Annotated in this window: 13 protein-coding genes; 10 read left to right on the top strand and 3 right to left on the bottom strand. The window is 57.0% G+C overall.

The window, feature by feature from the left end; translation table 11 throughout:
- Nucleotides 1–12 precede the first annotated feature (12 nt).
- Nucleotides 13–1,026: a GlxA family transcriptional regulator gene (locus tag Q1A43_RS11645; RefSeq protein ID WP_299935276.1), complete on the top strand. Its 1,014-nt coding sequence runs from the start codon at nt 13–15 to the stop codon at nt 1,024–1,026.
- 10 nt (nt 1,027–1,036) lie between these two features.
- Here the strand turns inward: Q1A43_RS11645 and Q1A43_RS11650 are convergent, their stop codons facing one another.
- Nucleotides 1,037–1,696 (bottom strand): GntR family transcriptional regulator, encoded by a 660-nt coding sequence (locus Q1A43_RS11650; RefSeq protein ID WP_299925706.1) that lies wholly within the window; start codon nt 1,694–1,696, stop codon nt 1,037–1,039.
- Nucleotides 1,697–1,906: 210 nt separating this feature from the next.
- Between Q1A43_RS11650 and Q1A43_RS11655 the strand changes: the two genes are divergently transcribed.
- The 7 genes from Q1A43_RS11655 to Q1A43_RS11685 all read left to right on the top strand — a co-directional run bounded on the left by Q1A43_RS11655 (nt 1,907) and on the right by Q1A43_RS11685 (nt 9,888).
- On the top strand, nt 1,907–2,929 hold the full coding sequence (locus tag Q1A43_RS11655) for a TRAP transporter substrate-binding protein (RefSeq protein WP_299925709.1): 1,023 nt from the start codon (nt 1,907–1,909) through the stop codon (nt 2,927–2,929).
- A 96-nt stretch (nt 2,930–3,025) separates the two neighbouring features.
- The gene (locus tag Q1A43_RS11660; RefSeq protein ID WP_299925711.1) at nt 3,026–3,847 is read left to right on the top strand and encodes a TRAP transporter small permease subunit; all 822 of its coding nucleotides are present in this window, start codon (nt 3,026–3,028) and stop codon (nt 3,845–3,847) included.
- A complete protein-coding gene (locus Q1A43_RS11665; RefSeq protein WP_299925714.1) occupies nt 3,847–5,442 on the top strand; it encodes a TRAP transporter large permease subunit in 1,596 nt (531 codons plus the stop codon). The genes Q1A43_RS11660 and Q1A43_RS11665 overlap by 1 nt, the downstream gene beginning before the upstream one ends.
- 114 nt (nt 5,443–5,556) lie before the next feature.
- The gene (locus Q1A43_RS11670) at nt 5,557–7,047 is read left to right on the top strand and encodes a UxaA family hydrolase (RefSeq protein ID WP_299935278.1); all 1,491 of its coding nucleotides are present in this window, start codon (nt 5,557–5,559) and stop codon (nt 7,045–7,047) included.
- Nucleotides 7,047–8,111, top strand: coding sequence for a Gfo/Idh/MocA family oxidoreductase (locus Q1A43_RS11675; RefSeq protein ID WP_299935280.1), 1,065 nt, complete (start codon nt 7,047–7,049; stop codon nt 8,109–8,111). The genes Q1A43_RS11670 and Q1A43_RS11675 overlap by 1 nt, the downstream gene beginning before the upstream one ends.
- A 1-nt stretch (nt 8,112) precedes the next feature.
- Nucleotides 8,113–9,000 carry an NAD(P)-dependent oxidoreductase gene (locus tag Q1A43_RS11680; RefSeq protein ID WP_299935283.1) on the top strand — a complete coding sequence of 296 codons (888 nt, stop codon included), beginning with the start codon at nt 8,113–8,115 and terminating at the stop codon, nt 8,998–9,000.
- 3 nt (nt 9,001–9,003) lie between these two features.
- Nucleotides 9,004–9,888, top strand: a complete 885-nt coding sequence (locus tag Q1A43_RS11685; protein ID WP_299935286.1) for a DMT family transporter — start codon at nt 9,004–9,006, stop codon at nt 9,886–9,888.
- Between the two features lie 80 nt (nt 9,889–9,968).
- On the opposite strand, the gene Q1A43_RS11690 is transcribed toward Q1A43_RS11685, so the two are convergent.
- Both Q1A43_RS11690 and Q1A43_RS11695 read right to left on the bottom strand, forming a co-directional pair.
- The gene (locus Q1A43_RS11690) at nt 9,969–10,709 is read right to left on the bottom strand and encodes an SDR family oxidoreductase (RefSeq protein ID WP_299925731.1); all 741 of its coding nucleotides are present in this window, start codon (nt 10,707–10,709) and stop codon (nt 9,969–9,971) included.
- A 127-nt stretch (nt 10,710–10,836) separates the two neighbouring features.
- A complete protein-coding gene (locus Q1A43_RS11695) occupies nt 10,837–12,618 on the bottom strand; it encodes an IlvD/Edd family dehydratase (RefSeq protein WP_299925734.1) in 1,782 nt (593 codons plus the stop codon).
- 364 nt (nt 12,619–12,982) lie between these two features.
- Between Q1A43_RS11695 and Q1A43_RS11700 the strand changes: the two genes are divergently transcribed.
- Both Q1A43_RS11700 and Q1A43_RS11705 read left to right on the top strand, forming a co-directional pair.
- The gene (locus Q1A43_RS11700; RefSeq protein ID WP_299935288.1) at nt 12,983–13,462 is read left to right on the top strand and encodes a hypothetical protein; all 480 of its coding nucleotides are present in this window, start codon (nt 12,983–12,985) and stop codon (nt 13,460–13,462) included.
- Nucleotides 13,452–14,156: an RraA family protein gene (locus tag Q1A43_RS11705; protein ID WP_299935291.1), complete on the top strand. Its 705-nt coding sequence runs from the start codon at nt 13,452–13,454 to the stop codon at nt 14,154–14,156. The genes Q1A43_RS11700 and Q1A43_RS11705 overlap by 11 nt, the downstream gene beginning before the upstream one ends.
- Nucleotides 14,157–14,231 lie beyond the last annotated feature (75 nt).

Here is a 14,231-nt window from a genome sequence, read left to right on the forward strand (position 1 = left end):
GCGGCGCTCCTCGTGTTCTGCACAAAAGGTAACTTTGGCTCGCCAGTTTTAATCGTGCATGATACGGCGTTGACCATGCACAAGTCGAACCCCGCCCCAAAAACACGCAAAATTGGCGTTTTACTTTTTGAGCAATTCTCCAATCACGCCTTGGCCAACGCCGTGGAGCCCCTGCGCGCGGCCAACTCACTTGCGCGTCAAAACCTGTATGATTGGCAGTTCTTGGGGATTGAAAACGGGACGGTCACATCGTCTAGCGGATTGCCTGTGACCCCTGATAACACCCTGACCAATCATCCCGGAGGAGACCTGTTGTTGGTGCTGCCAAGCTATGGGTTTCGGGACCAAGGCACTCCTCAAACTCTGCGCGCATTGCGGGCCGCGCGGACGCGGTTTAAGCAGATTGCCGGGTTGGATATGGGATCGTGGCTTTTGGCAAAGGCCGGATTATTGGATGGGCAACGCGCCACCATTCATTGGGATGAGCTCATCCATTTTGCCGAGCGTTTTCCAGAGGTTGAGGTGCGCGAAGATCGCTATATTGGCCAAGGGCCCATCTTGTCCTGTGGTGGGGCCAGCACAACGATGGAGCTGATGCTTGACCTGATCGGGCAGCATCACGGCACGATGCTACGGCTCGAAGTGGCGGCCTTGTTTATGCATGGCGAACGCGACCCGGCCGAGATCGCGCCGGTGCGTATGGGCGACAATCAAGTTGTCCAAGCCGCTGTCGCAATCATGCGGCGCACCACCGAAGCCCCCCTTCCCCTTGAGGCCATCGCCAAACGGCTTGGTCTGGGTTTGCGGGCCATGGAAAAACATTTCATCAGCGCCACGGGCCAAAGCCCGCGTAGCGTTTACCTGTCACTTCGGCTTGGGGTGGCGCGGCGGTTGGTTGAACAAACGCGGCAATCGGTCACCGAAATCGCCACGCGTTGTGGGTATGAAGACCCAAGCGCCCTTACCCGTGCCTTTCGACGCGAATTCGGCATGACGCCACGCGACATGCGCAAGAGCTTATCCTAGAGGAATGCGCCTAAGCGGTTTCCTCTTCAACCTCTTGATAAAACTGTCGGATTTGTTGTTTCAGAATGCTGAGGTGATTGCGCAGTTCGGCCTGAAAAGCAGCGGCGTCCCGGGCGCGCAGCGCCGCCAAAATCGCCTGATGCTGGGCGAAAACGCGGTCTTGGTTGCGCCCTGCGCGTGACCCCAAAAAACGGGCGCGCCAAAGACGTGACAACAAAGAGCGATGGGTTTCAGCCAGCGGAATGTTATGCGACGCGCGCACAATGGCGACATGGAATTCCATGTCGATTTCAAACAGATCGATCTCATCAATCGAGTCTGATTCCGCTTCCATCCGCGCTTGGATCGCGGCGATTTGGTCGATCTCTTCGTCGGTTGCCTTGGCACAGGCTAATTCGCCGGACAAAAGCTCAAGCGCGCGGACCAAATCCATGCAATCGCTGATCTCTTTCCACGATGGATCGGCGACAATCGGGCTTCGGGATGGGCGCAAAACCACCAAACCTTCGTTGGCCAATTGGCGAATCGCTTCGCGCATCGGCGTACGGCTCACCCCCATTTCGGCGGCGTTGTCGCGCTCTTTGATCGGAGAGCCCGGCGCAAGATCGCCACGCAAAATCCCCCGCCGTAGGCGGTTTGCGATATGCTCAAAGCGGTTTTCTTCTGCCATGCCCTTCTTAGCCCTCTTTCAGGTTGGGTCCTTGTTCGAACCTTGACCGAAAATGTCGAGTGCAAAATTTGGTATACCAAAATCTGTTGATTGTCGACCACGCTTTCGCTAGCGTGAAGCCCAGATGGTATACCATCTTACGCAAGGGTCACCAAAAAGACCCTTAAAAACAACGGCGACAGGAGGAGTGTCGCCTTCGGGGAGGAAAGAATGAAACTTAAGAAAATGATTCTAAATTCAGTTGCTGGCGCGGCATTGGCCGTTGCGGGTGGCGCAGCGATGGCTGCTGACGTGACCCTGCGGATTCAGACGCACTATGCGCCTGAAACCGTGTCCGGTCAGCTGGCTCAGCAATTCGCAAGTGACGTTGAACTGATGTCAGGCGGTGCCATCGACATCGAGATGTTCTTCTCGTCGTCTGTTGTGGCCTCGGTTGAAACTTTTGACGCGGCGGCCAACGGCATCCTGGATTGCGACATGACCGGTGGTGGTTACCAGACTGGTAAAAACCCGGCGTTCCAGTTTGTTGGCGACATCATGGGCGGCTACGACACGCCTTACCAACAGCTCAGCTGGCTCTATCATGGTGGCGGCTACGACGCGGCCCAAGAGCTCTATAACGGCTTTGGCATGCAGCTTGTTGGCTGGTGGGTCTACGGTCAGGAATCGCTGGCGTCTTCCAAGCCAATCGACGGCCCAGCAGCCTTCAAAGACTGGAAATTCCGCTCACCTCCCGGCATGGAAACCAAGATTTTCGAAAAGCTCGGTGCCAAGCCAATCGTGATGGATTTCACCGAAATCTTTACCGCGCTTGAAACCGGTATCATCGACGGTGCTGATGCCTCGGGTCTCGCCAACAACGTTGGTTTGGGTCTCTATGATCTGGTGAAACATGCCAACTATCCCGGCTTCCACTCGATGCCATCGGATCACTTGGCCTGTAACAAAATGGTTTGGGATGGTCTGAGCGACAGCCATCGCGCCATCATGGACACCGCCATGCAAAAGCTGGCGCTGCAGACTGCGTTGACCTTTGAAAAGAAAAACGCCGAAGCCGCGGCTCAGCTTCGTGAAGATGGTGTAACACTCTACGCTTGGTCTGACGAAGATCTGCAGGCGTTCCGTGACGCAGCCCAGGCCACATGGCCCGAGTTCGCCACCACCGACGAAGCCAAGGCGCTGGTTGCCAGCCACCTTGGCTACCTCAAGCAGCTGGGCCTCGTATCCGAGTAACCCGTGTCTGAATAAGCCCTTGGGCTGACTGACTGCCCGGCGCGTGGCCCACCCGCGCGCCGGGATCAGTTTTCCTTCCATCCAAGGAAAATCTCTATGTCCTCACCTTCTGTCTGGCTCGGTCCCGCCCGCCAGCCTGTTCGGCTACTGATGATCGGATTTGGTGCCGCCGCCCTACTTCTGGTTGGCGGCCTTGCTTTCTCTAACTACTTTCTCGGCAGCGACATCGGCATGCACCAAATGCTGCGTCCCGAAGGTCGTTTGATCGTTTATCTGACGCTCTTCGCCGTCTTTGGCGCGGTGTTCTTTGCCTCGGTCTATCTTTCCGACACGGTCGGATCGATCGAAAGCGAACCATCTGGCTTTTTCGACATCATCTCTTTGGTGTGTTCGCGCATCGCGATGATCATGTTGCCGCTGATCGTCATCGTGATGTTCTACGAAGTCATCTCGCGCTACGTCTTTTCCTCCGGCACGCTCTGGGCCAACGAAATGTCGCTCTGGCTCGCCGGATTTTTGTTTTTGCTGGCCGGGCTTTACGCCATGCAGCAACGCAGCCACATCCGCATTTATATCATCTACGATATGATGCCGCGATGGATGCAAAAACTCTCGGATTGCATCTCGGTGTTCTTGATCTGGGTTTTTGCCTTTTGCCTGTTTTGGGGCGGTTATTCCGAATCCAAAGCCAAATTCATGCGGATGGAGACCTTTGGCACAGCGTGGGATCCGCCCATTCCGGCCACCATCAAGCCGATGATCATCATCATCATCATCATGGTTGCGATCCAAGCGCTGTCAAACCTGATCGCCGATTGGAACAAGGCTCCTGAACATCACTCTCCTGCGGATGAGATTGACGAGACCGAAATCGAAAATATTCGCCGCACGCTAGAAGTCTCCGGGGAGGATAAATAATGGTTGATGTCGGCACACTTAGCCTGATTTTGCTGCTGGGCATGTTCGCCCTTCTGGCAATTGGCATGCCGCTTGGCTTTGCCTCTGCCTTTTTGGCGGTTGCAACATTGTTGATGAAATTTGGCCCTGACTTGATGTTTGGCCGTTTTGGCATGGGGCCGTTTAACGTGTTGGGTCAGGCGGTTTACCGACAAATGACCAACTATGTGCTCATATCGGTGCCGCTCTTCATATTCATGGCCGCGCTGCTCGAACGTTCGGGTATCGCGCGGGATATGTATAGCTCGCTGAACGTCTGGATGAGCCGGATGCGTGGCGGTATTGCGATTGTGACGTCGATCATGGCCGTGGTCATGGCGGCGATGTCGGGCATCATCGGCGGCGAAGTTGTTTTGCTCGGCCTCATCGCCCTGCCCCAGATGCTCCGCCTTGGGTATAACCAGAACCTCGCCATCGGCACGATCTGCGCCTCGGGATCTTTGGGAACTATGATCCCACCCTCGATCGTTTTGATCTTTTACGGATTGGTGACGGAAACCTCGATCAAGGCGCTGTTCACCGCGTCGTTCTTGCCGGGGTTCATGTTGGCGTCGTTCTTTATCGTCTACATCATCATCCGCACGCAATTGGACCCAGATCAGGCCCCCTTGCCGCCCGAAGATCCTGATGCCCCCGCCGGAAGCGAAAAGGGCATGATGTTCCTTGGCTTTCTGGCTCGGTTTGGCATGTGGGTGTCCGGTGTGATCTTTGCACGGGCGCTGTTCTTTACCGTGACCGGCGAAAACGCCATCACCGAAGGCGTTGACCCGATCCCGTTGGGCATGGTGTCTGATATTCCTTGGATCGTCGGGGCCTTTGTTCTCTGCGCCTTGGTCGTCTTTGTCATCGTTGGGCGCGAACGCACCGCAATCGGCTGGGACATGGGCAAAGGTCTGATCGCCCCTACCGTGGTGATCGGCGTTGTTCTTGGCTCGATCTATGGCGGGATCACCGGCATCACCGAAGCGGCGGGCATGGGCGTTGTGGCCGTGTTTGTCATCGGGTTGATCCGACGTGAGATGACGTTTGACATTGTCTGGGACGCGATCATGCGCACCATCAAATCGACGGGCACCATCATTTGGGTCACCATTGGCGCGGCGGCTTTGGCTGCGGCCTATACGCTCGCCGGGGGGCCGACCTTTGTGGCCAACACCATTGTTGGGGCCGATATGCCGACGATGGGGATCATTCTGGTGATGATGGTAGTGTTCCTAATCATGGGGATGTTCATGGATTGGGTTGGCATTGTTCTTCTGATCATGCCGGTTTTCCTCCCAATCGTGATGAAACTGCCACCCGAGGAAATTGGGTTCCTTGGTTCGGTTGATGCCAAGTATATCCCGATCTGGTTTGGGGTTGTGTTCTGTATGAACATGCAGGTGTCTTTCCTGTCCCCCCCCTTTGGTCCTGCGGCCTTCTACCTGAAATCCGTGGCTCCGGCGCATATCTCGCTGACCGATATTTTCAAAGGGTTCTTGCCCTTTATCGCCCTGCAATTGCTGGCGCTATCGGTTCTTCTGATCTGGCCACCGATCGTCACGATCTTCTTGTAAACTGATCGGGTCCCAAGGTCGGGGCCCGATACCAAACCTCCCGGTTTCGCGCCGGACACCACATCAAATTGCCCCGGGTCCCGCCCGGGGCAGACTTATGAAAGACTGCCACCCATGAGCACCACCCGCCTGTCCCCTCAGGACAATGTCGCCACGGCCCTAATCACATTGCAACCCGGCCAATCCGAGGCCATCGACGTGATCCCGCGTGGTCACAAGCTGGCGCTTTGCGACATCAAGGCGGGGCAAAAAGTACAAAAATACGCCCAAACCATCGGCTTTGCCTCCGAGGACATTGCCAAGGGAGCCCATGTTCACACCCATAATCTCGAATTTCGCAACGTTGAGGCCGATTACGGGTTCGCCACCAATCTGCGCCCCGTTGCCCCTGCCACAACCCAAGACAGCTTTATGGGTTATCGCCGCGACACCGGTCGTGTCGGCACCCGCAATTACATCGCCGTTCTGACCTCGGTGAATTGTTCGGCCACGGCGGCGCGGATGATTGCCCAGGCCTTTACTCCGGAGGTTTTGGCCGACTATCCAAACGTCGATGGCGTCACCGCCTTTGTGCATGGCACCGGTTGCGGCATGGGTGGCGACGGCACCGGGTTCGAAGCGCTACAACGAGTGATGTGGGGCTATGCCCGCAACCCAAATGTCGGCGGCGTTCTTATGGCCGGGCTTGGCTGTGAGATGAACCAGATCGATTGGTTGATCGAATCCTATGGGCTTAAACCCGGCCCGCTTTTTCAATCGATGAACATCCAAGACGTTGGCGGATTGCGTAAAACCGTTGACCTAGGCATTGCCAAAATCAAAGCCATGCTCCCCCTCGTCAACGAGGCCAAGCGCGAACCTTGCCCTGCCTCTGAGCTGATGGTGGCGCTGCAATGTGGCGGTTCTGATGCGTGGTCCGGCATCACCGCCAACCCGGCGGTGGGCTTTGCTTGTGATCTCTTGGTGGCTCAAGGCGGCACTGGTGTTTTGGCCGAAACACCCGAGATTTACGGGGCCGAACATCTGCTGACCGCCCGCGCCGTGGATGACACCGTCGGCATTAAATTGGTCGATCTGATCCATTGGTGGGAGGATTACACCGACCGTAACAAGGGCAGCATGGATAACAACCCCTCGCCGGGCAACAAAAAGGGTGGGCTTACCACCATCCTTGAAAAATCGCTTGGCGCGGCGGCCAAAGGTGGCACGACACCGCTTACCGGGGTCTTTAAATACGCCGAAGCGGTCACCACCAAAGGGTTCACCTTTATGGATAGTCCGGGCTACGACCCGGCCTCGGTCACCGGACAAATTGCTTCGGGCTGTAACCTTGTGTGTTTCACCACCGGGCGCGGATCGGCCTTTGGGTCCAAACCCTCGCCCTGCATGAAAGTGGCCACCAACAGCGATATGTACAATCGCCTGACCGATGACATGGACGTCAATGCTGGGCGCATTCTGACCGGTGACGCCTCGATCGAAGAGGTCGGCCGCGAAATCTATGAGATGTGGTTGCGCATGGCCAGCGGCGAGGCCAGCAAATCCGAGGCGCAGGGCCTTGGCGACTATGAATTTGTGCCCTGGCAAATCGGCGCGGTCATGTAATGGCGGCGGCCCTTCCCCTTTGTGTGATCGGTGCCGGCCAGATCGGGATGCGCCATATCGAGGTTGCTCAGACGCTTCCTGATGTGGCTCTTGTTGGTGTTGTCGAACCTGATGCGGCGCGGCGGGCCGATTTGGCGGCGCTTGGCTTGCCGATGGTGGCCGATGTCGCCGAGCTTCCACAGGGCACCAAGGCCGCCATTGTCGCCACCCCAACCCCGTTGCATTTTCGCGCCACGCGCGACGCTTTGGAACGGGGCATGGGCGTTTTGGTTGAGAAACCAATCGGAGCATCAATGGATGAGGCCAAGGCGTTGATCCGCCTTGCTGGATCATTGGGTTTACCGCTTTTTACCGGGCATCATCGCCGCTGCCATCCGTTTAGTATTGCGGCGCGCGACAGGCTAGCCAAGATCGGCAAACCCATTGCTTTGCAAGGGTTTTGGTCGCTGCGCAAACATGACAGCTACTATGACGTTCCGTGGCGGCGCGCCCCCGGTGCCGGCCCGTTGATGACCAACCTGAGCCACGAGGTCGACCTGTTGCGGTTTCTGTTTGGCAATATCACCGAGGTGTCGGCGATGTTGTCCAATGCGGCGCGCCACCTACGGGTTGAGGATACCGCGACACTTAGTTTTCGCTTTGCCAACGGGGCTTTGGGATCATTCCTGATCTCAGATGCCGGTGCCTCACCTTGGGCTTTCGAGGCCGCCTGTGGCGAGAACCCGGATTTGGCGCAATCGGGTCAAGACTACATTCGCGCGACGGGAACCGAGGGCGCATTGGAGTTCCCGTCATTGACGCTATGGACCGGCACCAAGGGCGAACCGACCAATTGGAAATCCCCAATGACCCAAGTCGCCGGGCCGCAGTTCGACAAAATCGATCCATTGCGCGAACAAATGCGCCGCTTTGCCCATGTGGTTGCGGGCGGCAAAGACACCCTGCTCTGCAGCGCCGAAGACGGGCTTGCAGCGCTAGAAATTTCATTGGCCGCCACATTGTCTGGCCAGACCGGGATGCCGGTCCGGGCGGGCGGTGTGCCCGGCGACTATACAGGAGCTTGAGATGAGCAAAGAACATATCGGATTTATCGGATTGGGCCTAATGGGGCGCGCCATGGTCGAATGCCTGCAAAAGGACGGCTATAAAGTCACCGTTTTGGGCAACCGCGACCGCACCGGCGTCGAAGAGGCCCTAGCGCGCGGTGGAAGCGAGGGCGCAAATGCCCGCGAGGTCGCAGAAGCGACCGACATCGTCATGCTTTGTATGGGCACGTCTGAGCAGGTCGAGGGCCGCATCTATGGCGATGATGGCGTATTGGCCGGGGTCAAAGAGGGGCAAATCATCATCGATTTCGGGACCTCCCTACCCGGTTCGACGATCAAAATCGGCGCGGATATCGATGCCAAAGGCGCGTTTTATATGGATGCCCCAATTGGGCGCACCCCGGCCCATGCTGTGGACGGGTTGTTGAACCTTATGTGCTCTGGCGACAAGGGCGCGTTTGATCGCGCCAAGCCCGTGCTGGATGTGCTGGGCGAAAACGTCTTTCATTTGGGCAAGCTGGGCAGCGGTCACACAATCAAGCTGATCAACAACTTCTTTGCACAGACCGTTGCCATGGGCATGGCCGAGGCCTTTGTCACGGCAGATGCCGCCGAGATTGACCGCCAAGCCCTATATGATGTGATGGCCGCGGGGCCGTTGCGCTCGGGCATGATGGACTTCATTCGCAATTATGCGGTTGATGGCCAGATCGATTTGGCGTTCTCTGTGGACAACGCCGGCAAAGATGTTGGCTATTTCCGCGAAATGTCCGCCGAGTTGGGCTTGAACAGCCGCATGTCGGCCTGTGCCAGCAACACCTTGAACGAAGCCCGTGACGCTGGTGAAGGCGATATGATGGTGCCGGAAATGGTTGACTGGATGAGTCGCAACCTACCCAAAGGATAAGCAATGGCCACCACCGCCCCCCGCGAAGAGCGCACCAAAGCCGGTGTGATGCTGATGGCCTTGGCGGTGGTGTTTTTCACTTGCATCGACACAACAGCGAAATGGCTGATACTCACCGGCTTGCCCGCCCTTCAGGTGGTTTTCGCCCGGTATTTCGGCCATTTCATATCGGCCTTTGGGTTCTTCATGCTGCGTGAGGGGCCAAGCGCTTTTCGAACAAATCACCCTTGGCAACAGGCGCTTCGGGCGTTCTTCTTGCTGGGCAGCACGATCTGTAACTTTATAGCGCTGCAATATCTACCGATCACCGTGACCACGACAATCATGTTCGCCGGGCCGATTGTGATCACGCTTTTGGCGATCCCTTTGCTGGGGGAACAGGTCGGCATCCGCCGTATTGCCGCCGTCTGTGTTGGGTTTCTAGGCGTGTTGGTTGTGATGCAGCCTTGGGGCACGGCCTATCACCCGGCGATGTTTCTCAACATTTTGGCAATCACTCTGGCCTCGCTTTACTTTATCATGACGCGCAAAATGGCCGGGCGCGAAAGCAATGCCGCGCAACAGCTTTGGGCAAGCGGTATTGCGACACTGGTCCTGATCCCTGTGGTGCTGCCAATCTGGGTCTGGCCAAGCGCCAAGGCTTGGCCCGCCTTTCTGATCATTGGTGTTTTTGGGGCGCTCGGTCATATTAGCGCGACAACCGCACATCGTCTGGCCGATGCGTCGATCCTTGCCCCGGTGATCTATATCCAAATCTTTCTGGCGGCTTTGGCCGGTATCCTTGTCTTTGATACCTGGCCAACCCTTTGGACACTTGTTGGTGGCTCAATCATTGTCGCCTCTGGCCTCTATATCTGGCACCGCGAACAGATCAAAACCAGCGCGTGAGACAGGCGGAAAAGCCGTGCACGGCTTTTGCAAATTCCATGCATGGAATTTGGGTGCGCCCGGCCTCTCGCAATCTGGCTTTATCCGCGGCCGATATAGGGCATGCCAGGGGCCATGACGGTCATGAATTGCACATTCGCCTCAAGCGGAAGTTCCGCCATATGCATGACCGAACTTACCACATGCGCAACATCCATTACGGGTTCCACCGCGATAGACCCGTCCGCCTGCGGAACCCCTTGGGTCATGGCCTGCGCCATGTCGGTCAGCGCATTGCCAATGTCGATCTGACCACAGGCAATGTTAAACGCCCGACCATCCAATGAAATCGTTCGCGTCAACCCGGTGATGGCGTGTTTCGACGTGCTATAGGGGGCCGATCCCCAGCGCGGCACATAGGCCGATACCGATCCATTGTTGATGATCCGCCCACCTTGCGGGTCCTGCCGACGCATCCGCGCAAATGCCGCCCGTGCGCAAACAAACGATCCGGTCACGTTGATGTCCATGCACTGGCGGAAATCCTCAACGCTCACCTCATCTATCGGCGCGCCTTTAACACTCACCCCGGCATTGTTGAACAGCGCGTCCAAGCGTCCCCACTCGGCGACCACCGCATCAAAAGCCGCATCAACCTGCGCCTCATCCGTCACATCACAAGGCAAGGCCAAAGCCGCCCCTGCGTAGCGATCCGCCAAGGCCTCAAGTGGTTCTGGGCTACGCCCAATCAATCCAACGCGCCATCCCGCGTCCAAAAACGCCTCGGCACAGGCTTTGCCAATTCCACGCCCGGCCCCGGTGATAATAATCGTCTTGCTCATGAAACCTCCCGCAGCTTCTTCTTTCCCCAAATATCCCGGGGAGTCTCGAGCAAAGCTCGAGACGGGCCAGCGCCCCATCCCCCATTAGACCAAAAGAGCCCCCGATCAGATCGAAGGCTCCTTTAAATTAGTGATTGTCGCGCGCCAAGGTGCGGCCAATTTTCTGATAGGCCGTCGCCAGCTCAAGACAGCCCCCTTCGGCCAATTGCCCGACATGCTTGCGATAAATCTCTTGCCAAGGCGTCTGGTGTTCCAACTCCGGCTCTTCCCAGGCGTCGATCCGCGCCTGCCATTCGCCATCGTCCACCAAGGCATTGAGCGTCGAATTGTTCAAATCCAACCGCACCATATCCCCGGTTTTGAGGTAAGCCAAACCACCACCCACAACCGATTCAGGTGACGCATTCAAGATCGACGGGCTTTCCGATGTGCCCGACTGACGGCCATCGCCAACGGTTGGCAGGTGGTTGATCCCGCCTTTGATCAGCTCATCAGGCGGCTGCATGTTCACAACTTCGGCCGAGCCGGGATAACCAACACAGCCGACGCCGCGAATAAACAGGATGCAGTTTTCATCAATTTCAAGCGCCGGATCGTTCAGACGGTCATGATAATCCTCTGGCCCTTCAAACACGATGGCGCGGGCTTCGTGTACGCCCTCTTTACCGGGATGCGACAAGAAACGTTGTTGGAAGTCCGCCGAAATCACCGAGGTTTTCATCAGAGCGCTGTCAAAGAGATTGCCAGACAGGACCTTGAACCCCGAGTTTTCGCGCATCGGCGCATCATAGGTTTTGATCACGTCGAGATCGACGCTTTCGATACCCTCCAATGTCTCACCCATGGTTTGACCCGAGGCGGTCATCGCGCCTTCGTGCAAACGCCCGGCTTTCTTAAGTTCACCCATGATCGCGGGGACGCCACCAGCGCGGTAGAACCCTTCGCCCAGATATTCGCCCGCCGGTTGGACATTGGCCAACAAGGGCACATCGAAACCAACAGTTTCCCAATCTTTGACGTTAAGCTCGACCCCAACATGGCGGGCTACGGCCTGCAAATGCGGCGGGGCGTTTGTCGACCCACCAATCGCGGCATTGGTGACAATTGCGTTTTCAAAGGCTTCGCGAGTCATGATGTCAGATGGTTTGAGATCATCTAAAACCATCTGCACAATGCGCTTACCGGTTAAAAAGGCCATTTCCATGCGTTCACGGAAAGGCGCAGGAATGGCGGAACTTCCGGATAAGGTCATGCCCAGCGCTTCGGCCATGGCGTTCATCGTCGACGCCGTGCCCATGGTGTTGCAATGGCCCATCGACGGGGCCGAGGCGCAGGCGCGCTCCATGAATTCTTCGTAGTCAATCTTGCCCTCGGCCAGCAAACGACGGCCTTCCCAGATCACTGTGCCCGACCCGGCGCGTTTGCCTTTGAACCAACCGTCCAACATCGGCCCGCCATTGAGCGCAATCGCCGGGAGGTCAACCGTTGCCGCCCCCATCAACATCGCCGGAGTTGTCTTGTCACAGCCCGTGGTCAGAACGACGCCGTCAATCGGATAGCCGTGCAGCACCTCGACCAAGGTCAGATAGGCAAGGTTGCGATCAAGCGCCGCCGTGGGGCGTTTGCCGGTTTCTTGGATCGGGTGCACCGGAAATTCCATCGGAATACCGCCCGCTTCGCGGATACCGGCCTTGATCCGATCCATCAGGAACACGTGGATTTTGTTGCATGGGGCCAGATCGCTGCCGGTTTGGGCGATGCCGATGATCGGGCGCTCGCTCTGAAGCTCTTCGCGGGTGAATGTCGCGTTCTGGTAGCGTTCAAGATAGAGAGCGGTCATGCCCGGATTGTTCGGGTTGTCGAACCATTCCTGAGAGCGGAACCGCTTGTGGGCGCGGGTATCTGACATGTTTTTCCTTCCCTGGCATGGCACAGCCCGTGGGCCATGCGCATAAGCTATTCACATTTGTTAGTCGGGGTTGCACGGCGTGTGGCGGCAGCCGCCCCTCTCTCGTGTCACCGATGCTGTAGCGCGAATTCAGTGGCACGACAAGAAGGTTCCATTATTCAAGATTTAGTTCCAAATAATGAAACCAACCTCCCCCATTTGCAAAAATGGTATACCATTCTTTGGAACCTGCAAGCGATCATTTCCCATTGATCGAACATAGCAAGCAGATACGCTTGTGAATTGTTTCTTTCTCAATTCTGGTATACCAAATCTTTTAGGAGAACGTCTCAGAGACGTTTTAGGGACGTTTGGGGGGACATCAATGAAACGAGTCATGGCACTTGGGCTGGTGATATTGACCGCGCCGCTTTCAGCTGGCGCAGAGGTCGCCTTGCAAGAGGTCAACGGTTGTATTGAAAACGCCCGCAGCTTGGGGACGTCTCCGATGTCATGCGTGGACAACGCCCATGTCCCTTGCCTTGAAGTTCCCGCCGAAACCCCCAATGTCGCAACGCTCTGTTTCAAAGAGGCCCAAGACACATGGTCGGGCGGGATGAGCACCGCGTTGGACATGATCAAAGGTAGCCTACCGGACATAGCCCCGATTGCCAGTATTGAGGTGAAATACGATTTGCTTAGCGGGTTGTTGCAATGTGACCGGATGGCCGAATTGGCCACGCTTCAAAACGCCGAAGACGAACAGATTTTGCTGCAAAAGACCCGATGTAGCGCCACGGCCTCTGGCTTGGCCTATGTACGGTTGGTTTGGCGCGCGCCCGAGGGGGCGACCCATGCTGACTGAGCCCCCTGCCCTAACCCTTGTCGACGGGGCCCCGCGCCCCAGCCCCGAACAAATCGCGGCGTTTGATGGCATCCCGACAAGTTTTATCTGTGACGCCTTGGGCGGAACTGGGGCCATGGCCGTCACGGTTGAGCCGGTGGGCTTTGGTCGCGATCTCGACTGTTGTGCCTTTGGCCCGGCCTTGGTGGCGGGCAATAGTCCGGGTGATATCATCGGTACGTTGGGTGCTGTGCATATGGCTCAAGCGGGGGATTTCGTTATCGCCGAAGCCCAAGGCCATCAGGGCTGTGCCGCCGCTGGAGATTTATTATTGGGTCAGCTGCGCAATGCCGGCGCGGTAGGCTTTGCCACCGATGGGCCAATGCGCGATTATGACGGTATTGTTGCCGCTGGCCTACCCGCGTGGTGTACCGGCTTGTCCCCCAATTCGCCATTTTCCAAAGGCCCCGGATACACCGGCGGCGTCGCGATGGTGGGCGGAGTTCGTGTGGCGACCGGCGACATGATCGTAGCCGACCGGGACGGCGTGGTCGTTATTCCCTTTGACCAAATCGATGGCGTCATTGCTGCCCTACCCGCCATTCAGGCCCAGGAGATCGACCGCGATACCAAGGTGCGCAACGGTTTCAAAACTCCGCTCGATCTTGATCAGATGCTGGAAGATGGCCGGGCCTGCCGAAAATCCACGAACTAAAATGGTATACCAAACTCAGCATCGCCTTGACCCCACGGACAGGGATGTAGAACTCACAGGCAATAGATTTTTTGC

Origin of the sequence: uncultured Pelagimonas sp., from assembly GCF_947498515.1 — a bacterium.
Lineage (GTDB): Bacteria > Pseudomonadota > Alphaproteobacteria > Rhodobacterales > Rhodobacteraceae > Pelagimonas.

What these genes read in the sequence shown, in the direction of transcription:
- Q1A43_RS11650 (WP_299925706.1), bottom strand. Translation starts at nt 1,696, where the DNA reads ATGGCAGAAGAAAACCGCTTTGAGCATATCGCAAACCGCCTACGGCGG.
- Q1A43_RS11655 (WP_299925709.1), top strand. Translation starts at nt 1,907, where the DNA reads ATGAAACTTAAGAAAATGATTCTAAATTCAGTTGCTGGCGCGGCATTG.
- Q1A43_RS11660 (WP_299925711.1), top strand. Translation starts at nt 3,026, where the DNA reads ATGTCCTCACCTTCTGTCTGGCTCGGTCCCGCCCGCCAGCCTGTTCGG.
- Q1A43_RS11665 (WP_299925714.1), top strand. Translation starts at nt 3,847, where the DNA reads ATGGTTGATGTCGGCACACTTAGCCTGATTTTGCTGCTGGGCATGTTC.
- Q1A43_RS11670 (WP_299935278.1), top strand. Translation starts at nt 5,557, where the DNA reads ATGAGCACCACCCGCCTGTCCCCTCAGGACAATGTCGCCACGGCCCTA.
- Q1A43_RS11675 (WP_299935280.1), top strand. Translation starts at nt 7,047, where the DNA reads ATGGCGGCGGCCCTTCCCCTTTGTGTGATCGGTGCCGGCCAGATCGGG.
- Q1A43_RS11680 (WP_299935283.1), top strand. Translation starts at nt 8,113, where the DNA reads ATGAGCAAAGAACATATCGGATTTATCGGATTGGGCCTAATGGGGCGC.
- Q1A43_RS11685 (WP_299935286.1), top strand. Translation starts at nt 9,004, where the DNA reads ATGGCCACCACCGCCCCCCGCGAAGAGCGCACCAAAGCCGGTGTGATG.
- Q1A43_RS11690 (WP_299925731.1), bottom strand. Translation starts at nt 10,709, where the DNA reads ATGAGCAAGACGATTATTATCACCGGGGCCGGGCGTGGAATTGGCAAA.
- Q1A43_RS11695 (WP_299925734.1), bottom strand. Translation starts at nt 12,618, where the DNA reads ATGTCAGATACCCGCGCCCACAAGCGGTTCCGCTCTCAGGAATGGTTC.
- Q1A43_RS11700 (WP_299935288.1), top strand. Translation starts at nt 12,983, where the DNA reads ATGAAACGAGTCATGGCACTTGGGCTGGTGATATTGACCGCGCCGCTT.
- Q1A43_RS11705 (WP_299935291.1), top strand. Translation starts at nt 13,452, where the DNA reads ATGCTGACTGAGCCCCCTGCCCTAACCCTTGTCGACGGGGCCCCGCGC.